Here is a 20,917-nt window from a genome sequence, read left to right as displayed (position 1 = left end):
GCGCGGGACGCGGGCCGTCCGGGCTACCGCCGCACGGAGGGACCCGGCCCAGGGTCCTACAAGAACCCCTTGCGGCTCAGATGGCTGAAGGCCAGCCAGCCCGGCAGCACCGGCAGCCACAGCGTCAGCAGCCGGAACATCAGCACCGCCGGCGCCGCCACTTCCTTGGGCAGCCCCACGGCGATCAGACCGACCGTGAGCGTCGCCTCGACCGCGCCCACACCGCCCGGGGTCGGCGCCGCGGAACCGAGCGCGTTGCCGGCCAGGAAGACGACCGCCACGCTGGCGATGCTCAGCGACGTCGACTCGTCGCCGAACGCGCGGATCGACGCGTCCAGGCACATCACGAAGCAGGCGGTCAGCAGCAGCATGCCGCCGATGCCGGTGACGAGCTTCTGCGGCCGCTGGAGCACGTCCAGCATGCGCGGCACCACGCCCGCGAACAACGACCGTACGCGGGTGGCGACGAACTTCCGCAGGAACGGCACCGAGGTGACCACCAGCACCAGCACCGCGACCGTCAGCAGACCCGCGATGACCGTCCGGGACGGCGACAGCGACGGCGTCTTCTCGGTCCCGGTCAGATAGCCGAACGACAGCAGCATCAGGATGTGGCAGCCGAGCCCGAACAACTGCGAGGCGCCCACGCTCGCCACCGCCAGCCCGGGGCGTACGCCGGAGCGCTGGAGGAAACGCGTGTTCAGGGCCACGCCGCCGACCGCCGCCGGCGCGACGATCTTCACGAACGACCCGGCGACCTGCGCCGCCACGGTCCGCACGAAGGACACCCGCTCCGGCACGAACCCCAGCAGCGCCATCGCGGCGGCCACATAGCTCAGCGCCGAGAACAGCACCGCCGCCACCAGCCAGCCCCACTGGGCGTGCGCGAACAGCGTGTCGAACTGGATGTGGGTGAGCTGGGTCAGCAGGTAGTACGCGCCGATGGCGCCCGCGATGAAACTGATCAGCGTGCGCGGCCGCACCCGTTCCAGCCGGGCCGGCTCGACCGGCGCCTGCGGCCTGATCCGCAGCACCTGGTGCCGGATCTGCGTGAGCAGATCCTCCTCGCGGGCCTCCTCTATGGCCTCGTCGATGGCACGCTTCTCGGCCCGCGCCTCGGCCCGCTCGGCCTTCTTGGCGCCCTTGTCGCGTCTGTCGCGCCGATCGGTCTCGGTGAGATCGACGGCCGTCCCGGAGGCGTCCGCCGGGGCGGGTCCGGCGTCCTTCGCGGCCTGTTCCAGCCGGGCCTGCTTGGCCTGCCGGGACGCCTCCAGGACCGCCTCGCGCTCCCGCTGCGCCCGCTCCCGCGCCAGCCTGCGCAGTGTCGCGCGCGTGCCGCGGGTCAGCGCGATGGGCTGGAGCATCGGCAGACAGTCGGCGACCGCGTCGGGACCGAGGACGCCCACGGCGGAGGCCACCGCACGCTCGGCGCCCACCCGCAGGCCGAGCGTCGTCACCAGCTGCGCCACGTCCATGCGCAGCAGCAGGTCGCCGGCCGCGATCTCGCCGCCGCGCAGATCGGTGAGAACCACCCTGTCGGAACGGTCCACCACGATCGCGTCCCCCGCCAGCCTGCGGTGCGCGATGCGCCGCGACTGCAACGCCCGCACCTGCTGCCAGGTGTGGTGGAGCAGTTCGTCGGTGATCTCCTCGTCGGCCAGCGAGTCCAGGGTGCGCCCGCCGGTGTGCTCGTAGACCAGCATCACGGCGTCGGGGCCCAGCTCGGAGGTCGCGATCAGCTTGGGCGCGTTGGCGCCGGCCGCGATGGCCGCGTACGCGAGCAGCGCCTCCTGCTCCAGGGCCTGCCGCAGCGACTGGAGGCTGCTGCGGGTGGCGAAGCCGCGCAGGGTGAGGTTGCGCCACACCCGGTAGAAGAAGCCCTGCGCCTGCTGCTCGCGGTCGACGACCGTGACGTCCAGCGGCGGGCCGTCCTCCAGGGTGACGAAGTAGCGCCGGCCGCGGTCTCCGCTCTCCGCCGCGGTCTCCGCCAGCTCCTCGCGGGCCGCGCTGACGGGGTGGAAACCGACCGTGCGCAGGCCCGCCATCAGGGTCCGCCCGGTGGGCTGGACGTTCGGCGAGCCGACCGCGTAGAGGGTGCCGTAGGCGATGGTCCAGCCGATCAGCACCGTGAGGATGATCGAGAACGGTGTCGTGTAGCCGGTGACCAGCATCGAGAAGGCGTCCAGCAGCAGCACGATCAGCAGCACCGAACGCCAGCGCGGCCGCCGGGACATGCCGACGGCCGTCATGTACGCGATGACCGGGGCGAGGTAGCCGTGCACCGGGTCGGTCAGCGCGTGCAGATCGCCGGGGGAGGGCTGGGTGAGCGCCTCCTGGATCGAGTGCGGGGCGGCCTTGGCCACCCACAGATCGGTGGCGAGCGTCACCCCGTGGGCGAGGACCGCCGCGAGGACGCCGTCGGCGATGCGCAGTCCGTCGCGTTTGATCAGGCGCTCGATCGCGAAGGCGACCGGTACCAGCAGGATCGCGATGCTGGACACCAGACCGGCGATCTTGATGAGCAGGTCGGGGGCCTGACCGGTGCCCTTGTTGATGTCCTGTTCGAGCCCCGAGGTGGTGCCGTGCGCGAAAGCGGCGATCGCCAGCAGGACCACGATCGCGAGCACGCCCACCATGAGCCGCATCAGGTCCGAGGGACGGTGCACGCGCGCGGGGAGCAGAGGTTCGTCGCCCTCCACCTCGTCGATGTGGGTCACCTCCGGGCCGTCCTCCGGCTTCCGCCGCGCCGTGGCCGCCTGCTCATCGGCCGCAGGGCCGTCCGGGCCGGTCGCACGGTCCCGGGCCGCAGCACGGTCCGGGTCGGCCGCACGGTCCTCGCCGGTCGTGCCGTCCTCCCCGGTTCGGTTCGAGTCGGCCGTACGGTTGTGGCCGGTCGCACGGTCGTCGCCGGACTCGCGGTCCTGGTCCTGGTCCTGGCCGGCGCCGCTCGCGCCGGTGTCCGGGCGCGACGAGACCCCAGAGGTGCCCTCCGCGCCGTCGGGGTGCACACCCTGCTGCTTCATGCTCTCTTCTTGGTCTCGTATCACCGGTCACCGCCCGCACGATGGTGGCATGCCCCACCGACACTCGGGGGCATCAGGGTGCGGGTGCGGGGTCCGCCAGTCTGCCGGAAGCACGGCGTCGCGGCGAGGGGCCCGTCCTGTCGCGGGCCCCGCGCGCTGTCGGTGGGGTGCGGCAGGATGGGGCGGATGAGCGAAGTGAGCCCTGGGGGCGCAGGCGGCGCGGAGCCCGCCGAGGCGCTGCCCGAGTACGCCGAGCGGGTCCTCGAGGTCGCCGAGCTGATCCCGCCGGGCCGCGTCATGACGTACGGCGACGTCGCCGAATGGCTGGAGGCGGGCGGTCCCCGTCAGGTCGGCCGGGTGATGGCCCTCTACGGCGGAGCCGTGCCCTGGTGGCGGGTGGTCCGCTCGGACGGGAAGCTGCTCCCCGGTCACGAACTGCGCGCCCTCGACCACTACCGCGCGGAGGGCACGCCCCTGCGCGAGGCGGGCAGGGCGGCCGAGGGTCATCTGCCCCGGCTCGACATGCGGCGGGCGCGCTGGGACGGCGGCGACAGCGGTGGACGTGCGCAGGGTCACACCTGACAGCTTCCGCCATCCCGCGGCCCCGAGGGGAGCCCCTGGCCCGTACGGGCGAATCCGGGCACGTTCCGGACATGCCGTACGTTCGGGAGAGCACCTCCGCGACCACGGCGCCCGGCGCCGGCAGTGACAGACCCCAGCACCCCACCAGGACCGGCGAACCACGTGAGCACCCCCTCCACCACCCGGCCCCTGCCGCACCTCCAGGTACGGCAGGGCGACCGTGGCGCCTACCGGCTGGTGCGTACCCCCCCGGCGGCGCCGGAACCCCCGCGCCTGGACGCGGCGCAGCAGGCCGTCGTCCACCACGAGGCCGGACCCCTGCTCGTCCTCGCCGGTCCGGGCACCGGCAAGACCACCACCCTGGTCGAGTCCGTCGCCCGCCGCGTCGCCCGCGGCCAGGACCCCGAGCGGATCCTGGTGCTCACGTTCAGCCGCAAGGCCGCCGTCGAACTGCGCGACCGCATGGCACTGCGCACCGGCGCCGCGCACGCGCCCCGCGCGACCACCTTCCACTCGTTCTGCTACGCCCTGGTCCGCGCCCACCAGGACAGCGGGTTGTTCGTGGAGCCGCTGCGGTTGCTGTCCGGCCCCGAGCAGGACGTCACCGTCCGCGACCTCCTGGCGGGCCAGGCCGACCTGGAGCGGCTCGGCCTCGCGCACGTGCGCTGGCCGGACGAGCTGCGCGCCTGCCTGACCACGCGCGGCTTCGCCGACGAGGTCCGCGCGGTCCTCGCCCGCAGCCGCGAACTGGGGCTGGGACCCGACGCGCTGGCCGCCTTCGCGCGCCGCATCGGCCGCCCCGACTGGCAGGCGGCGGCCGTCTTCCTCGCCGAGTACCTCGACGTCCTCGACCTCCAGGGCGTGCTCGACTACGCCGAACTCGTCCACCGCGCGGTCCTCCTCGCCCGCCGCCCCGGGGTCGCCGAGCGGCTCGCCGCGCAGTACGACGCGGTCTACGTCGACGAGTACCAGGACACCGACCCGGCCCAGGTACGGCTGCTGCGGGCGCTCGCCGGCGGCGGCCGCACCCTGCTCGCCTTCGGCGATCCCGACCAGTCGATCTACGCCTTCCGGGGCGCGGACGTGAACGGCATCCTGCAGTTCCCGCAGGCCTTCCCGCGCGCGGACGGCACTCCCGCGCCCGTCGCGGTGCTGCGCACCTCACGCCGCTCCGGGGCCGCGCTGCTGGCCGCGACCCGGCTGCTGGCCCGGCGCATGCCGCTCACCCGCCTTCCGGCGGACAAGGTCCGCGCCCATCGCGAGCTGGTCCCCGCGCGGGACGGCGGCCGGGTCGAGGTGCACACGTACCCGACGCCGGGCGCCGAGGTGGACAACATCGCCGACGTCCTGCGCCGCGCCCACCTGGAGGACGGCGTCCCCTGGGGCGAGATGGCCGTCCTGGTGCGCGCCGGGGCCCGCTCGATACCCACCCTCCGGCGCGCCCTGACGGCGGCCGGCGTCCCCCTGGACGTGGACGGCGACGACCTGCCCCTGCGCCACGAACCGGCGGTGGCCCCCCTGCTGACGGCCCTGCGCGCGGTGGCGACGGCGGAGGCGGCGCAGCGTGCCGAGCTGACGGAGGCGGACGGCCCGGCCGGGACGAGGGCCGCGGACCGGTCGCCCGAGGCGGCGGAAGCGGCTGCGGCCTCGGAGCCCGAGACGGTGGAGGCCGAGGCCCCGCAGTCCGGGGCGGCGAAGGCCGAACCGACGAGGGCCGAAGCGGCGGTGGCGGACTCGGACTCCGAGCCGACGGAGCAGGTGGCGACGGCCCCCGGGGCAGCCGGAGCGGGTACCGGGCACGACACCGCGGTCCCCCGGCCCGCCGCCCAGGGCCCCACTCCCTGCTGGCTCGACACCGAGACCGCCCTCACCCTCCTCGCCTCGCCCCTCGCCGGCATGGACACCGCCGATCTGCGCCGCCTCGGTCGCGCCCTGCGCGAGGAGGAGCGGGCCGCCGGCAACCCCGTGCCGCCCCCCTCCGACGAGCTCCTCGCCCGTGCGCTCGCCGAACCGGAGCGCCTGGTCGCGCACGACCCGGCCTACGCGCGGGGCGCGCAACGCCTGGGCGCGCTGCTCAGAAGGGCCCGGGAGCGGCTGGCGGGCGGCGGCACCGCCGAGGAGGCGCTGTGGGACCTGTGGGAGGGCACGCCGTGGCCCGGCCGCCTGGAGCGGGCCGCGCGCCGCGGCGGCGCCGCCGGCCGCAACGCCGACCGGGACCTGGACGCGGTGTGCGCGCTGTTCGCGACCGCCGGCCGCGCCGAGGAGCGCACCGGCGGCCGGGGCGCGCTGAACTTCCTGGAGGAGATCGAGGCGCAGGACATCGCCGCCGACACGCTCACCCGCCGCGCCGTGCGCCCCGACGCGGTGCGCCTGATGACCGCGCACCGCTCCAAGGGCCTCCAGTGGCGGCTGGTCGTCGTCGCGGGCGTCCAGGAGGGCCTGTGGCCGGACCTGCGCCGCCGCGGCTCCCTGCTGGAGGCCGACCGCATCGGCCGCGACGGACTCGCCGAACCGCTCACCCCGGGCGCGCTGCTGGCCGAGGAGCGCCGGCTGTTCTACGTGGCCGTCACGCGCGCGCGTGAACGGCTGGTCGTCACCGCGGTGAAGGCGCCCGCGGACGACGGCGACCAGCCCTCCCGCTTCCTGACCGAACTCGGCGTCGAGCCCCAGGACGTCACCGGCCGCCCCCGCCGCCCGCTGTCCGTGGCCGCGCTGGTCGCCGAGCTGCGCGCCACGACGGTGGACCCGGCCGCGTCCGACGCCCTCAGGGAGGCCGCCGCGCGCCGGCTGGCCCGGCTCGCCGCGCTCGCCGACGACGAGGGCCGCCCGCTGGTGCCCGCCGCGCACCCGGACCGCTGGTGGGGCCTGGCGGAGACGACGGCGAGCAAGGTGCCCCTGCGCGACCGCGACCAGCCCGTCGTGCTGTCCGGAAGCGCCCTCGACCAGCTCGCCAACACCTGCGCGCTGCAGTGGTTCCTCGGCCGCGAGGTGAAGGCCGACGCGCCCGCGAGCGCCGCCCAGGGCTTCGGCAACGTGGTGCACGTCCTGGCCGACGAGGTCGCCTCCGGCCGCACCCCCGCCGACCTCGCGGTCCTCATGGAGCGCCTGGAGACGGTCTGGAACGCGCTCGCCTTCGACGCGCCCTGGAAGTCGGCGCAGGAGCGGGACAACGCGCGCGTGGCGCTCGAACGCTTCCTGAAGTGGCACGTCCTGGACCGCTCCGGCCGCACCGCGGTGGCCAGCGAGCACACGTTCGACGTGACCCTGACGGCCGGTGGGCACCAGGTGCGCATCCGCGGCTCCATGGACCGGGTGGAGGCGGACGGCGAGGGTCGCGCCTACGTCGTCGACTTCAAGACCGGAAAGCAGGCGCCCACCGGCGCCGAGGTGGCCCGCCATCCGCAGCTGGCCGTCTACCAGCTGGCCGTCCGCGAGGGCGCCGTGGACGAGGCGTTCGACGGCGTACGGCCCGAGCCGGGCGGCGCGGAACTCGTCCAGCTGCGCCAGGGCGCGGCCAAGCGGGACGGCGGCGAGGCCCTGCCCAAGGTGCAGGCGCAGGAGCCGCTGGAGGGCGAGTGGGTCGGCGATCTGCTGGCGACCGCCGCGGGCAAGGTCCTGGACGAGCGGTTCACGCCGAGCGCCGGGCAGCACTGCGCGCACTGCTCGTTCCGAGCCTCGTGCAGCGCCCGCCCGGAGGGCCGCCACGTCGTGGAGTAGGGCGCGTGACGAAGCGGCCCCGCGGGAGGAGGGGGGTTACGTGTCGAACAGGGCACGTGACGAACCGCACCATCCCCGCTGACCTGCGGCTTCGCTGACCCGACGAGACGGTCCCGCACCCAGTGTCGGTGCCCGCCGTTAGCCTCTTCGACGTGCCCGCCCGTATCACCGACCCCGAACAGCTCAAGGAGCTGCTGGGGATCCCGTTCACCCCGGAGCAGACGGCCTGCGTCATCGCGCCGCCCGCCCCGCAGGTGATCGTGGCCGGCGCCGGGTCCGGCAAGACGACCGTGATGGCGGCCCGCGTGGTCTGGCTGGTCGGCACCGGCCAGGTCGCCCCCGAACAGGTGCTCGGCCTCACCTTCACCAACAAGGCCGCCGGCGAGCTGGCCGAGCGCGTCCGCAAGGCGCTGATCAGGGCCGGTGTCACCGACCCGGATGTCATCGACCCGGACGACCCGCCGGGGGAGCCGGTGATCTCCACCTACCACGCCTTCGCCGGCCGGTTGCTGACCGACCACGGGCTGCGCATCGGACTCGAACCGAGCACCCGGCTGCTGGCCGACGCCACCCGTTACCAGCTCGCCGCGCGCGTGCTGCGCGAGGCCCCCGGCCCCTATCCGGCACTGACCCGCTCCTTCCCGGACCTGGTCAGCGACCTCCTGGCGCTCGACGCCGAACTCGCCGAACACCTCGTACGGCCGGAAGACCTGCGCGCCTGGGACGCCGGGCTGCTGGCAGAGCTGGCGGGCGCCAAGCTCTCCAACGCCGATCTGCGCAAGGTCCCCGAGACGGCCGCCGCCCGCCGGGAACTGGCCGGGCTGGTGCTGCGCTACCGGGCTGCCAAGCGGGAGCGGGACCTGCTCGACTTCGGCGACCAGATCGCCCTGGGCGCCCGGCTCGCCCAGCTCCCCGAGGTCGGCCGGCTCCTGCGCGAGGAGTTCCGGGTCGTCCTGCTCGACGAGTACCAGGACACCTCGGTCGCCCAGCGCATCCTGCTGGCGGGCCTCTTCGGCGGCGGCACCGGGCACCCCGTGACCGCCGTCGGCGACCCCTGCCAGGCGATCTACGGCTGGCGCGGCGCCTCCGTCGCCAACCTGGACGACTTCCCCGACCACTTCGCGCACGCCGACGGCCGCCCCGCCGCCCGGCAGGCGCTCAGCGAGAACCGCCGCAGCGGCGGCCGGCTGCTCGACCTCGCCAACGGCCTGGCCGCGCCGCTGCGCGCCATGCACGCGGGCGTGGCGGCCCTGCGCCCCGCCCCCGGCGCCGAACGCGACGGCCTGGTGCGCTGCGCGCTGCTGCCCACCCACGCCGAGGAGATCGCCTGGCTCGCCGACTCCGTCGCCCACCTGGTGCGCACCGGGAAGGCGCCCGGCGAGATCGCCGTCCTGTGCCGCACGGCGAGCGACTTCGCCGAGATCCAGGGCGCCCTGGTCGCCCGCGACGTCCCCGTCGAGGTGGTCGGCCTGTCCGGACTGCTGCACCTGCCCGAGGTCGCCGACCTCGTCGCCGTCTGCGAGGTCCTCCAGGACCCGGGCGCCAACGCCTCGCTGGTGCGGCTGCTGACCGGACCGCGCTGGCGGATCGGCGCGCGCGACCTCGCGCTGCTCGGCCGGCGGGCCAGGCTGCTCGTCGCCCACGCGCGCGTGGCCGACGACGACCCGGACCGTCGGCTCGCCGAGGCCGTCGAGGGCGTCGACCCGGCCGAGGTGATCTCGCTCGCCGACGCCCTCGACACGTTCCTGGAGACCCCGCTGGACGGACGCGGGGACGACGACGGGCTGCCGTTCTCCCCGGAGGCGCGGGTGCGCTTCGCCCGGCTCGCGGCCGAACTGCGCGAGCTGCGCCGCGCGCTGTCGGACCCGCTGATGGACGTACTGCACCGGGTGCTGGCCGTCACCGGTCTGGAGGTGGAACTGTCGGCGTCACCGCACGCCCTGGCCGCCCGCCGCCGCGAGACCCTGTCGAACTTCCTCGACGTCGCCGCCTCCTTCGCCGCCAACGAGCGCGAGGCGTCCCTGCTGGCGTTCCTCGGCTTCCTGCGCACCGCCGCGCAGTACGAGAAGGGCCTCGACAACGCGCTGCCCGGGGGCGAGAACACCGTCAAGGTCCTCACCGCGCACAAGTCCAAGGGCCTGGAGTGGGACGTCGTCGCCGTCCCCGGCCTGGTCACCGGAACCTTCCCCAGCGCCCAGGGCCGCGAGAAGTGGACCGCGCAGGCCAAGGTGCTCCCGCACGCGCTGCGCGGCGACGCCGACACCCTCCCCGACATCGCCGCCTGGGACGCCAAGGGCATGAAGGCCTTCCACGAGGCCATGAAGGACCACCAGCACACCGAGGAACTGCGCCTCGGCTACGTCACCTTCACCCGCCCCCGCTCCCTGCTCCTCGGCTCCGGCCACTGGTGGGGGCCCAGCCAGAAGAAGCCCCGCGGCCCGTCCGACTTCCTCCGGGCGCTGTACGACCACTGTGCCGCCGGGTACGGCGAGATCGAGGCGTGGGCGGACGAACCGGCCGAGGGCGAGGAGAACCCGGCCCTGCACCGGGCCGTCGCCGACCAGGTCTGGCCCCTGCCCCTGGACGAGACCGCGCTGCGCCGCCGCCGCGAGGCCGCCGCGACCGTCCGCGCCCACCTGGACGCCCTCGCCGCGCGCGCGGACGAGGCTCCCCAGGTCGCCCTCACGACATACGACGACCCGGACTGGCCCCCGCCCCCGGAGGACGACGAGCCGCCCTACGAACCCCCGTACGACGAGGACGCCCCCCTCGACGGCGAGGATCCCGGCGACTGGGACGACTGGAGCGGCGTCCGCCCCGCGATCCCGCACCAGACACCGCCCCCGGACGAGTCCGGAGCCACGGCGCGCTCCGAGCACCGGTCGACCGCCGAGCCCGATCCCCCGGCCACCGCCCGCCCCGAGCCCGAAGCCGCCCCCGAGCCCGGCCGCCTCGGAGTCGACGCGCTCACCCCGGAGGAGGCCCGCTCCGTCGCCTCCTGGGACCGCGACCTCGACGCGCTCGCCGGGGAACTGCGCCGCGCCCGGCAGAGCGTTGCCGACGTTCCCCTGCCGGCCACCCTGACCGCGTCCCAGCTGCTGCGGCTGGCCGCCGACCCGGAGGCCTTCGCGCGGGAGCTGGCGCGGCCCATGCCGAGCCCCCCGCAGCCCGCCGCCCGGCGCGGCACCCGCTTCCACGCCTGGGTCGAGACCCGTTTCGAGGCGCTCACCCTGCCCATGCTGGAGCCCGGGGAACTGCCCGGCGCCGACGCCGAGATCGCCGACGAACGCGACCTGGAAGCCCTCAAGGAGGCGTTCGAGCGCACCGAGTACGCGCATCGCACGCCCCTGCGCGTCGAGGCCCCGTTCCAGCTCGCGATCGCCGGCCGGGTCGTACGGGGCCGGATCGACGCCGTCTACCGGGAGGGCGACGGCGAGGAGGCGACGTACGAGATCGTCGACTGGAAGACCAACCGCTCGCGCACCGCCGACCCGCTCCAGCTCGCGGTGTACCGGCTGGCCTGGGCCGAGCAGCACGGCGTCCCGCCGGAGCGGGTCACGGCCGCGTTCGTGTACGTGCGCACCGGCGAGGTGGTGCGCCCTCAGGGGCTGCCGGACCGGGCCGCGCTGGAGCGGCTGCTGCTGGGGGAACCGGCCGGAGAGGGGCAGTGTGACCAACCGCCCGAACCGGATGGCACCGAGTGCCGCTAGGCTCGTGAGCATGAGCCAGACCCCGGACAGCGCCGTCCGCACGTACATCGAGCAGCACCGCAGCGCCTTCCTCGACGACCTCGCCGAGTGGCTGCGCATCCCCTCCGTGTCGGCCCAGCCCGACCACGCGCCCGACGTACGGCGCAGCGCCGACTGGCTCGCCGCCAAGCTGCTGGAGACCGGCTTCACCACCGCCGAGGTCTGGCCCACCGACGGCGCCCCGGCCGTCTTCGCCGAGTGGCCGTCCGAGGACCCGGACGCCCCCACCGTCCTCGTCTACGGCCACCACGACGTGCAGCCGGCCGCCCGCGAGGACGGCTGGCACAGCGAGCCCTTCGAGCCCGAGATCCGCGACGGCCGCCTCTACGCGCGCGGGGCGGCCGACGACAAGGGCCAGGTGCTGTTCCACACGCTCGGCGTCCGCGCCCACCTCGCCGCCACCGGGCGCACCGCCCCGGCCGTGCACCTCAAGCTGCTGATCGAGGGCGAGGAGGAGTCCGGCTCACCGCACTTCCGGGCGCTGGTGGAGAGCCGCGCCGGCCGTCTGGCCGCCGACGCCGTGATCGTCTCCGACACCGGCATGTGGTCCGAGGACACTCCGACGGTGTGCACCGGGATGCGCGGTCTCGCCGAGTGCGAGATCCGCTTCCGGGGCCCCGACCAGGACATCCACTCCGGCTCCTTCGGCGGGGCCGTGCCCAACCCGGCCACCGCCGCCGCCCGCCTGGTGGCCGCCCTGCACGACGAGCACGCGCGCGTGGCGGTCCCCGGCTTCTACGACGGCGTCGTGGAGCTCACCGAACACGAGCGCGCCCTCTTCGCCGAACTGCCCTTCGACGAGGAGCGCTGGCTGCGCACCGCCAAGTCCCACGCCGCCTCGGGCGAGGCCGGGTACACCACCCTGGAACGCGTCTGGGCCCGTCCCACCGCCGAGGTCAACGGCATCGGCGGCGGCTACCAGGGCGCCGGCAGCAAGACGATCATCCCCGCCTCGGCGATGGTCAAGCTGACCTTCCGGCTGGTGGCCGGGCAGGACCCCGACCGTATCGAGAAGGCCGTCCGCGCCTGGGTGGACGGGCAGGTGCCCGACGGCATCCGGCACGAGACGGTGTTCGGCGGCGCCACGCGCCCGTGCCTGACCCCGCTGGACCACCCGGCCCTCCAGTCCGTCGTCCGCGCCATGGGCCGCGCCTTCGGCGTGCCGGTCCGCTACACCCGCGAGGGCGGCTCCGGTCCGGCCGCCGACCTCCAGGAGGTGCTCGGCGTGCCCGTCCTCTTCCTGGGCATCTCCGTCCCCTCCGACGGCTGGCACGCCCCGAACGAGAAGGTCGAGCTGGACCTGCTGTTCAAGGGCGTCGAGACCAGCGCGTACCTGTGGGGCGACCTCGCCGAGCACTGGCGCGAGGCGCCCTGAGGAACGGCCGCCGTACGGAGCGCCGTCCCGCGCGGAGCACACTGAAGGAGCCGCCGCGCCCCGCGCGCGGGCCGCCGGACCCGTCCGCCTCCCGCCCTACGTCCCGCCGAACCGCCGCCGAACACCACCGTTGCCGCACTGGGGGAGTTGGAAGCACCCGTGACCACCTGGACCGACCACACCACCGACCGCCCCGTCTCGCTCACCGCGCCCAGCGGCGTCGACCGGGCCGCCCACCACCGGCTCGACGAGGCCTGGCTCGCCGCGGCCTGGAGCCACCCCTCGACGCGCTGCTTCGTCGTCTCCGGCGGTCAGGTGCTCATCGACGAGACGCCGGACGGCCGTACCGAACTCGTCATGACGCCCTCCTTCGAGGCGCCGCTCACCGAGGCGCACCGCTACTTCCTCGGCACGGACGCGGACGGCGTCAGCTACTTCGCGCTCCAGAAGGACTCGCTGCCCGGCCGTATGGACCAGTCCGCCCGGGCGGCCGGACTGCGTGAGGCGGGGCTGCTGCTGTCGCCGCGCGACGCGGGCCTGATGGTGCACGCGGTGGCCCTGGAGAACTGGCAGCGGCTGCACCGTTTCTGCTCCCGCTGCGGCGAGCGGACCGTGATCGCCGCCGCCGGCCACATCCGCCGCTGCCCTGCGTGCGGCGCCGAGCACTACCCGCGCACCGACCCCGCGGTCATCATGGCGGTCACCGACGACGAGGACCGCATCCTCCTCGGCCGCCAGGTGCACTGGCCCGAGGGCCGCTTCTCCACGCTCGCCGGTTTCGTCGAGCCCGGCGAGTCCATCGAGCAGTCCGTGCGCCGCGAGGTGCAGGAGGAGGTGGGCATCGCGGTCGGCCGGGTGGAGTACGTGGCCAGCCAGCCCTGGCCGTTCCCGTCCAGCCTGATGCTCGGCTTCATGGCGCACGCCACCTCGACGGAGATCGACGTCGACGGCGACGAGATCCACGAGGCCCGCTGGTTCTCCCGCGAGGAACTGCGGGCCGCCTTCGAGTCCGGCGACGTCCTGCCGCCCTACGGCATCTCCATCGCGGCCCGGCTGATCGAACTGTGGTACGGCAAGCCCCTGCCGACCAGGAGCTTCGTCTGAGTCCGGGGAAGACGCGGAACACATGCGAAGGCGGCCCCCGATGACCTCGGGGGCCGCCTTCGCATGTGGCGCGGGGCCGCTCGGCCTCAGGCGCCGAGGCGTCCATCTCGCCGTGGGTGCGCCCGTCCCTGGGGGACTGGCTCAACAACAAGAAGGACCAGTTCGACCACGTCATCATCCTGAAGATCGACCGCATCGCGCGGTCGGTCCGCCACCTCTCGGACATCATCGAGTGGTGCGAGGCGAACGGTAAGGGCCTCATCTCCTGCGAGGAGGGATTCGACCTCTCGAAGCCGTGGGGCAAGACCATCGCCAAGATCCTGGCCGTGGTCGCAGAGGCCGAGCTGGACGCCATCAAGGCCCGCAACAAGGCTTCCCGCGAGACCATGCGGAAGACCTGCCGCTGGCCGGGTGGCCTTGTCCCGTTCGGACGCAGAGCGGTGAAGGACGACGCAGGCTTCACCCTGGAACTCGACCCCGAGTACGGCCCGACACTGATCGAGATGATCCGACGCTTCATCGAGAAGCCGAGCTTCTCGGCCGTCGCCGACTGGCTGAACGAGCAAGGCGTACCCACGGCTCAGGACATCGCCCGTATCCGCGCGGCGGCAGGCGAGAGCACGACTCGACTGGCGGACCCGAAGCCTCGGGGAGCCAGGTGGACGCCGACCACAGTGCAAGCCGTACTGGTCAGCCGCTCTCTGCTCGGGGAGTACGTGCGCGCCAATGGCGCCGTTGTCCGCAATGACGACGGCACCCCCGTCATACGGTCTGAGCCGGTGCTGAACGAGGAGGAATGGGCGTAGCTGCCGGACGCCGTCGCCTCGGTCAAGTACAAGAAGCAGAAGGGCTCTACGTCGCCGACGGTGGGCGTGACGTTCTGCATGCTGTGCGGTAGCTCCCTCTACTTCGCGAAGGGGGACCCGGCCAAGGGCAAGCGCGAGCGGTATCGGTGTCACGGCAACAAGAGCAAGGGCATCCAGGCATGCCCGAAGCAGAGGTTCTGGGCAGAGGACTTGTATCCCTGGCTGGAGTCGGCTCTGTTGGGAGAGATCGGCCACCTGGAACGGATGGAGTCGAAGACGACCATCGACGACAGCCGTGCGGCGAAGCTCGCAGTCATCGACGGCAAGATGAACCAGCTCCTGAAGGAACTCCAGCAGGACGAAATCAGCGCTGTCGCGTACGCCTCACAAGTCGCCAGCCTCGCCCAGGACCGGGAGAAGGTCACCAGCCAGGAGGGACCGAAGCCGGTGACCGTGTGGACCGGTACGGGCGAGAGCTACGCGGCGTGGTGGGATCGGTCGAGCGTCGACGAGCGGCGGGAGTTTCTGAAGAAGCACAGGGTGAAGGCGCACTTCCGACCCGATGTCCTTGCCATCGATCCGGGTGACCTCATCGAGAACATCCGGCAGCAGGGTGTCTCGTGGTGGGACACCAAGACCGGTGACCACACACCGCAGGTGTAGCCAGCACACGCCGTACGTGTAGCGACAGGAGCAGTGACCTGCGGAAAGGTTCGCTCGCTCTCTCTTCTGTTACCCCTCGCAGTTGCGGCCCCGCAGGGGCCGACAGGAGCAAGCCCAAGGGGGGCGCTGCCGCGCCCCACAGGCGGGCGAGAGCGTGAGCGCCATCGCCAAGGCTCTCGGGATCTCCCGAGCCACTTTGTACCGCCACCTCGGAGAGGGCGCCTGAGGCGGCCCGTACAGCCGCGCGGTCAAGTCGACCAGGCGCAGACCCGCATGGTGCCCACGGCCTTGCCCTTCGGTGGATCAATCAGGGAAACGCTCACGTCGGAGAAGCCGTGCGCCGTCAGGATGTGCCTCCACTCGTCTGGGGTGCGGTCGTGCCGCAGCCCGGCTTTGGCGGGCTTGGGCCCCTGGCTTCCTGGGGGCAAGTGCGAGAAGGCCAGGATTCCGCCCGGCACCATGCGCGAGCGGATCAGCGGAAGCAGGGTGTCCGGATCGACGAACCACACGGCACCAAAGATCGAGAGCACGACATCGAACGTCTCGTCCGTCTCGTTCAGGAACGCCGTCGCCTCCGCCGTGCGGAACTCAAGGCCCGGCAGATCGCCCCAGCGCTCCCGTGCGACCGTCTCACGGGTGGGGGCAACGTCCACTCCAACGCCTGTCGCGCCCAGCGCCACCAGGTGCGCGAGGTTACTGCCGCTCCCAGAGCCGAGTTCCAGCACCCTGCGTCCGGCCACGGGACCCAGAACGGTCTCGTCCGGCCCGTGATCGGTGTACTGGGTCCAGTTCAGCCAGGTCGTGTCGCCCTTGGCGTTCACGGTCCTGCGTGGCTTGCTCGCGACCGCGTACCTGTCCCAGGACTCAGCCAATGGCATGCGGTGATCCTTTCCGGCATGAGGGGCCCGCCCCCAACATACGAGGACAGGCCCCAACTCACATGCCGCTCACTACTACTTGGGCGAGTCGTGGCACCCGGCGTGGCACTGGTTGCAGTCGGCCGCGTACTCCATGCCCCACAGGGCGGGGTCGATCTCGAATCCGGCCGCCTTGATGGCCTTGATCGTCTGTACCAGCACGAGCGGGCTGCCGGTCTTGAGGTCGTGGCCGTCCAGCGTCGCCTTGTCGTCCCTGATGCGCTGGACACCGGCTGCCGGCCCCGGAAGTTCCGGCACGTGGTGGATGTACCGGCCGAAGTGCCGACTGGTGAAGTGGTGGTACGGGATCGAGTCGAGCATGAACGAGTGCCATGCCTCGTCCACCTGCTCGGACGGGCCCATGAGAAGGTCCGGGTTCTCGCCGCACGTGACCAGGTAGGCGATGGCCTGCCCGAACTTGGCCTCGGCAAGTTCGCGGGTGTTCTCCGGGTTGCGGAGGAGGAGGGCTACCTCCCGTTCCCACACGTCCGGGGTGACGTACGCCTTCGGGTCGCGGATCACTACTGCCGTGCTCATGCTGGCTTGCCTCCACGTGCTTGGGGGTCCGTGGTGCTCCGGTCATGTCGCCCAACCCTGCACTTGGGGCACAGGCACGGCGGCATCAGGCCAGTAGCGAGGGGTTCCCCGCCCTCACCCTCGTACAGGGTTCGTGGCTTAGTCTGAGTGCCGTCGGCTCTCACCGTGTAAGCGCTGATGCGGATGGACATGCCGACCATGTTCCGGATCGATCAGGACCATTGCGGCGACGTTCAAGGCGTCCCTCGGGCGCCATGTCGATGTCACCCCGAGGGCGTCAAACCGGTGTCATTGGAGGCTTGACGTGGCTACCCTCGGGTCATGACGACTCCGGCCGAGCGGGAGCGAATCCCCAACGATGTGCTGACTTCTGTGCGCAAGTCGATGAACCTCAGCCAAGACGAGTTCGCCCGGGGCTTACGCGGCGCGGGCGAGGAGTCGGGGGAGCCGAACGACGCCTCCAAGCGACTCGTGCAACGCTGGGAGTCCGGGGAGACCAGGACGTGCCGCCCGCTGTATGCGCGGGCCCTGAAGCGGTTCACCGGCCGTTCCCCCGAGTCGCTGGGGTTCGCGATCCCGATGGCGCGCGTCCACTCGGACGGGGTAGGAGGCCACGACATGGAGGCTGAGGAAGTCGGCGTGGCCGACGTTGCCACAAGCCCCGGGACAGAGCCGCAGAGCGAGTACGCGGGCATCTGGCTGTCCCGGTACGAGTTCTACTCGTCCAGCCGTGACGAGACGTTCGACTGCAAGCATCACGTCGTGATCGTCCAGCACGGCAACCGGCTGACAGCCCAGAGCCTGCCCGGGGCGTCGACCAACCCGGACAGCCCGTTGTCTCTGGACCTCACCGTCGACCGGAACGTCGTCACCGGTACGTGGACCGAGCAGACGGCGGTCGACGGGTACTACCAGGGCGCCCGGTACCTCGGTGCGATTCAGTTGCTGATCGAACCGACGGGCCGTCGTATGGCGGGCAAGTGGGTCGGGTTCGGCAAGGACTTCGACGTGAACACGGGACCGTGGGAGCTGCGCCTGCTCGACCGGTCCACAGGGCGCGCGAGCATTGAGCGGTACTCGACCCTCCCGGATTGAGGCAGGTGTGCCCTTGCGCGGGCCCGCCCCCTCTGAAGGGCGGAGCAAGACAGCAGACGACCCCCGTCGAACTCGATGACGGGGGTCTCTCTGCGTGCGGTGGGGAGCGGGTCGTCAGGCGCTGAGCGCCTGCTTCACCTGAGCGAGGCTCGGGTTCGTCATCACGACTTCGGCGCCGCCATTGGCGGGAACTACCTGAACCGTCGGGACCGTCTGGTTGCCGCCGTTCGCCTTCTCGACGAAGGCCGCGGACTCCGGGTCCTGCTCGATGTTGATCTCGGTGTACGCGATGCCTTCGCGGTCCATCTGGCTCTTCAGCCGGCGGCAGTAGCCGCACCACGTGGTGCTGTACATCGTCACGGTGCCCGGCATGTCTCTCGTGCTCCTTCGGCGGGTCGGCAACGTTCTGGTCGCAGAGGGGGAACGTACGACATCGCTCCGTCATTCCCTCGGGGGGTATGGGGTGACGCCGGTCGCATCAGTACGACCGCAAGGCCCTGCCTGTGGACAACCGCCCCGGCCGTCTCACCGGACCTGGCAGCATGGCTGTGTGACAGCAGCAACGCACTCCCCCCTCTTCCCGCAGGTACCGGACTCCGCCGACGCCGTGCTGGACGGGCTCGACCCCGAGCAGCGCGAGGTGGCCACCGCGCTGCACGGCCCGGTGTGCGTGCTGGCGGGGGCCGGCACCGGTAAGACCCGGGCCATCACCCACCGCATCGCCTACGGGGTGCGGGCCGGGATCCTCCAGCCCTCCAGCGTGCTCGCCGTCACCTTCACCAACCGAGCCGCCGGTGAGATGCGCGGCCGGCTGCGCCAGCTCGGCGCGCAGGGCGTGCAGGCCCGCACCTTCCACTCGGCGGCCCTGCGTCAGCTCCAGTACTTCTGGCCGAAAGCCATCGGCGGCGGCATGCCCCGGCTGATCGACCGGAAGGTCCAGTTCGTCGCGGACGCGGCCGCCGCCTGTCGTATCCGGCTGGACCGGGGTGAGCTGCGGGACGTCACCGCGGAGATCGAATGGGCCAAGGTCACCCAGACCGTCCCCGCCGACTACGTCCTCGCAGCCGCGAAGGCCGGCCGCGTCGCACCGCGCGACACGGCCGAGATCGCACAGCTCTACTCCGTCTACGAGGACCTGAAGCGGGACCGCGCGGTCATCGACTTCGAGGACGTGCTGCTGCTGACCGTCGGCATCCTCCAGGACCGGCGCGACATCGCCGAACAGGTCCGCGCCCAGTACCAGCACTTCGTGGTGGACGAGTACCAGGACGTCAGCCCGCTCCAGCAGCGGCTGCTGGAGCTGTGGCTGGGGGACCGGGACGACCTGTGCGTCGTCGGGGACGCCAGCCAGACGATCTACTCGTTCACAGGAGCAACCCCCGACCATCTGCTCGACTTCCGCGTCCGCCACCCCGGCGCCACCGTCGTCAAGCTGGTGCGCGACTACCGCTCCACCCCGCAGGTCGTCCACCTCGCCAACGGACTGCTCGCCCAGGCCCGCGGCCGCGCCGCCGACCACCGGCTGGAATTGGTCTCCCAGCGCCCCGCCGGACCCGAACCCGAATACACCGAGTACACCGACGAGCCGGCCGAGGCCGAGGGCGCCGCCCGCCGCATCCAGGACCTGCTCGCCGCGGGCGTCCCGGCGAGCGAGATCGCGATCCTGTTCCGCACCAACGGCCAGTCCGAGACCTACGAGCAGGCCCTCGCGGACGCCGGCATCCCCTACCAGCTGCGCGGCGCCGAGCGCTTCTTCGACCGGCCCGAGGTGCGCAAGGCGGGCGTCGCCCTGCGCGGCGCGGCCCGGTTCGGCGGCAACGACCACCTGCTGGACGACGCCGTCGACCTGCCTTCGCAGGTGCGCGCCGTGCTCTCCGGCGAGGGCTGGACGCCGCAGCCCCCGGCGGGCTCCGGCGCCGTCCGGGAGCGCTGGGAGTCGCTGGCCACCCTGGTGAACCTCGCCCAGGACTTCGCCGCCGCCCGGCCCCGCGCCACCCTCGCCGACCTGGTCGCCGAACTGGACGAGCGGGCGAGCTCCCAGCACGCCCCCACCGTCCAGGGCGTCACCCTCGCCTCCCTGCACTCGGCCAAGGGCCTGGAGTGGGACGCCGTGTTCCTGGTCGGCGTCGCCGAGGGCATGATGCCGATCGCCTACGCCCGCACCGACGAGCAGATCGAGGAGGAGCGCCGCCTTCTGTACGTCGGCGTCACCCGAGCCCGCGAGCGCCTGCACGTCTCCTGGTCGCTGGCCCGCTCGCCCGGCGGCCGCCCCAACCGCCGCCCCAGCCGCTTCCTCGACGGGCTGCGCCCCGGTTCCGCCGCCAGGGCGGGCCGGGTGGTCCCGGCGGGCTCCGGCGGCGTCGAGCGCGGGTTCGGCACGTCCGCCGCGTCCGCCGGGCGCACCGGCTCCGTGGCGCCGGTGCAGCGGCGGGTGCAGCGCACCCCGGCCCGGTGCCGGGTGTGCGGGCGGACGCTCACCGACGCCGGCGAGATGAAGCTGATGCGCTGTGACGACTGCCCCTCCGACATGGACGAGGGCCTGTACGAGCGGCTGCGCGAGTGGCGACAGGAGCAGGCGCGGCGCAGCGGGCTGCCCGCCTTCTGCGTCTTCACCGACAGGACGCTGATGGCCATCGCCGAGGCCGCTCCCGACGACGAGCGCGAGCTGGCCCGCATCCCCGGCGTCGGCATGCGCAAGCTGCGCCGCCACGGGGCGGATGTTCTCGCCATCTGCGCAGGCCAGGAGCCTGCGGGCGAGGAGACCGGGGACTGATGCCAACTCGTCGAAAAAATAGTTTGCGCATGCCCCGGCAATCCCCATAGGTTCTTGCCCACGGGAACAGCGGCCTTCCTGAGGCCCTGGTTTCGTGCTCTACTTGCATATCCATGCGGACCGGTCTCGCCCGGTCCCCCTAGACGCCGAGAGGAGGCGATTCCAGTGATCAGCATCAGCAGCAGCAGCTTCGTCACCACCGCCAAACTGACCGATCGCTCGGTCGTCTCCCTGTGCATGCTCGGCGTCTCGGACCAGGGCACCGGTCTGTCCGGCGTTCCCGCCGCGCGTCCGGAGTCCTCCCTGTCCCTCTCGGGCCTTGTCGTCCGCGAGGGCAATGAGCGACCGACCAAGGCACTGGAAGCAGTAGCGGCACAGGCGCCTGCCTATGCCTTTGCGGCGGCCGGTGCCGGTGACCGGAAGCAGACGACGCAGCACCACCTGATGTGGGCCTTCCGTGGGCCAGAACCCTGGAGTGATCCAGCCTGATCGCCGATCAGGCCGGCGCCTTCAGGGCCGCGGAACCCCATCCGGGATCCGCGGCCCTTCTGTTTTCCCCGAACGGGGAGGACGGAG

At 72.8% G+C, this 20,917-nt stretch carries 15 protein-coding genes; 11 read left to right on the top strand and 4 right to left on the bottom strand.

Going from position 1 to position 20,917, the window contains the following annotated elements:
- Positions 1 to 56: 56 nt before the first annotated feature.
- A complete protein-coding gene (locus AB0N63_RS08640; RefSeq protein WP_365525986.1) occupies positions 57 to 3,023 on the bottom strand; it encodes a lysylphosphatidylglycerol synthase domain-containing protein in 2,967 nt (988 codons plus the stop codon).
- A gap of 186 nt (positions 3,024 to 3,209) precedes the next feature.
- On the opposite strand from AB0N63_RS08640, the gene AB0N63_RS08635 reads away from it, so the two are divergent.
- The 8 genes from AB0N63_RS08635 (at position 3,210) to AB0N63_RS08600 (ending at position 15,245) form a co-directional block, all read left to right on the top strand.
- Positions 3,210 to 3,605, top strand: a complete 396-nt coding sequence (locus AB0N63_RS08635; RefSeq protein ID WP_365525983.1) for an MGMT family protein — start codon at positions 3,210 to 3,212, stop codon at positions 3,603 to 3,605.
- A gap of 162 nt (positions 3,606 to 3,767) precedes the next feature.
- Positions 3,768 to 7,322 carry an ATP-dependent DNA helicase gene (locus AB0N63_RS08630; RefSeq protein WP_365525981.1) on the top strand — a complete coding sequence of 1,185 codons (3,555 nt, stop codon included), beginning with the start codon at positions 3,768 to 3,770 and terminating at the stop codon, positions 7,320 to 7,322.
- A 152-nt stretch (positions 7,323 to 7,474) separates the two neighbouring features.
- The gene (locus tag AB0N63_RS08625) at positions 7,475 to 11,032 is read left to right on the top strand and encodes a UvrD-helicase domain-containing protein (protein ID WP_365525978.1); all 3,558 of its coding nucleotides are present in this window, start codon (positions 7,475 to 7,477) and stop codon (positions 11,030 to 11,032) included.
- Positions 11,033 to 11,042: 10 nt separating this feature from the next.
- The gene (locus AB0N63_RS08620; RefSeq protein WP_365525975.1) at positions 11,043 to 12,446 is read left to right on the top strand and encodes a dipeptidase; all 1,404 of its coding nucleotides are present in this window, start codon (positions 11,043 to 11,045) and stop codon (positions 12,444 to 12,446) included.
- A 159-nt stretch (positions 12,447 to 12,605) separates the two neighbouring features.
- Positions 12,606 to 13,550: an NAD(+) diphosphatase gene (gene nudC / locus AB0N63_RS08615; protein ID WP_365525972.1), complete on the top strand. Its 945-nt coding sequence runs from the start codon at positions 12,606 to 12,608 to the stop codon at positions 13,548 to 13,550.
- A 65-nt stretch (positions 13,551 to 13,615) separates the two neighbouring features.
- A complete protein-coding gene (locus AB0N63_RS08610) occupies positions 13,616 to 14,356 on the top strand; it encodes a recombinase family protein (RefSeq protein WP_365525969.1) in 741 nt (246 codons plus the stop codon).
- A gap of 60 nt (positions 14,357 to 14,416) precedes the next feature.
- Positions 14,417 to 15,019, top strand: a complete 603-nt coding sequence (locus AB0N63_RS08605) for a recombinase zinc beta ribbon domain-containing protein (RefSeq protein WP_365525966.1) — start codon at positions 14,417 to 14,419, stop codon at positions 15,017 to 15,019.
- A gap of 82 nt (positions 15,020 to 15,101) precedes the next feature.
- Positions 15,102 to 15,245 carry a helix-turn-helix domain-containing protein gene (locus AB0N63_RS08600; protein WP_365525964.1) on the top strand — a complete coding sequence of 48 codons (144 nt, stop codon included), beginning with the start codon at positions 15,102 to 15,104 and terminating at the stop codon, positions 15,243 to 15,245.
- A gap of 22 nt (positions 15,246 to 15,267) precedes the next feature.
- Here AB0N63_RS08600 and AB0N63_RS08595 read toward each other — a convergent pair whose 3' ends face one another.
- Together AB0N63_RS08595 and AB0N63_RS08590 are read right to left on the bottom strand one after the other, a co-directional pair.
- Positions 15,268 to 15,897 (bottom strand): class I SAM-dependent methyltransferase, encoded by a 630-nt coding sequence (locus AB0N63_RS08595; protein ID WP_365525962.1) that lies wholly within the window; start codon positions 15,895 to 15,897, stop codon positions 15,268 to 15,270.
- A gap of 75 nt (positions 15,898 to 15,972) precedes the next feature.
- Positions 15,973 to 16,473 carry a hypothetical protein gene (locus AB0N63_RS08590; protein ID WP_365525960.1) on the bottom strand — a complete coding sequence of 167 codons (501 nt, stop codon included), beginning with the start codon at positions 16,471 to 16,473 and terminating at the stop codon, positions 15,973 to 15,975.
- A 321-nt stretch (positions 16,474 to 16,794) separates the two neighbouring features.
- On the opposite strand from AB0N63_RS08590, the gene AB0N63_RS08585 reads away from it, so the two are divergent.
- A complete protein-coding gene (locus AB0N63_RS08585) occupies positions 16,795 to 17,568 on the top strand; it encodes an XRE family transcriptional regulator (protein WP_365525958.1) in 774 nt (257 codons plus the stop codon).
- A 114-nt stretch (positions 17,569 to 17,682) separates the two neighbouring features.
- Here the strand turns inward: AB0N63_RS08585 and AB0N63_RS08580 are convergent, their stop codons facing one another.
- Positions 17,683 to 17,940: a mycoredoxin gene (locus AB0N63_RS08580; protein WP_365525956.1), complete on the bottom strand. Its 258-nt coding sequence runs from the start codon at positions 17,938 to 17,940 to the stop codon at positions 17,683 to 17,685.
- 178 nt (positions 17,941 to 18,118) lie between these two features.
- Between AB0N63_RS08580 and AB0N63_RS08575 the strand changes: the two genes are divergently transcribed.
- Together AB0N63_RS08575 and AB0N63_RS08570 are read left to right on the top strand one after the other, a co-directional pair.
- Positions 18,119 to 20,341 (top strand): ATP-dependent DNA helicase UvrD2, encoded by a 2,223-nt coding sequence (locus tag AB0N63_RS08575; protein ID WP_365525953.1) that lies wholly within the window; start codon positions 18,119 to 18,121, stop codon positions 20,339 to 20,341.
- Between the two features lie 165 nt (positions 20,342 to 20,506).
- The gene (locus tag AB0N63_RS08570; protein WP_365525950.1) at positions 20,507 to 20,830 is read left to right on the top strand and encodes a hypothetical protein; all 324 of its coding nucleotides are present in this window, start codon (positions 20,507 to 20,509) and stop codon (positions 20,828 to 20,830) included.
- The last annotated feature ends 87 nt before the right edge of the window (positions 20,831 to 20,917 follow it).

Source organism: Streptomyces sp. NPDC093260 (genome assembly GCF_040683715.1).
GTDB classification, from domain to species: domain Bacteria; phylum Actinomycetota; class Actinomycetes; order Streptomycetales; family Streptomycetaceae; genus Streptomyces; species Streptomyces sennicomposti.
This window is presented reverse-complemented; position numbering and strand designations above follow the sequence as displayed.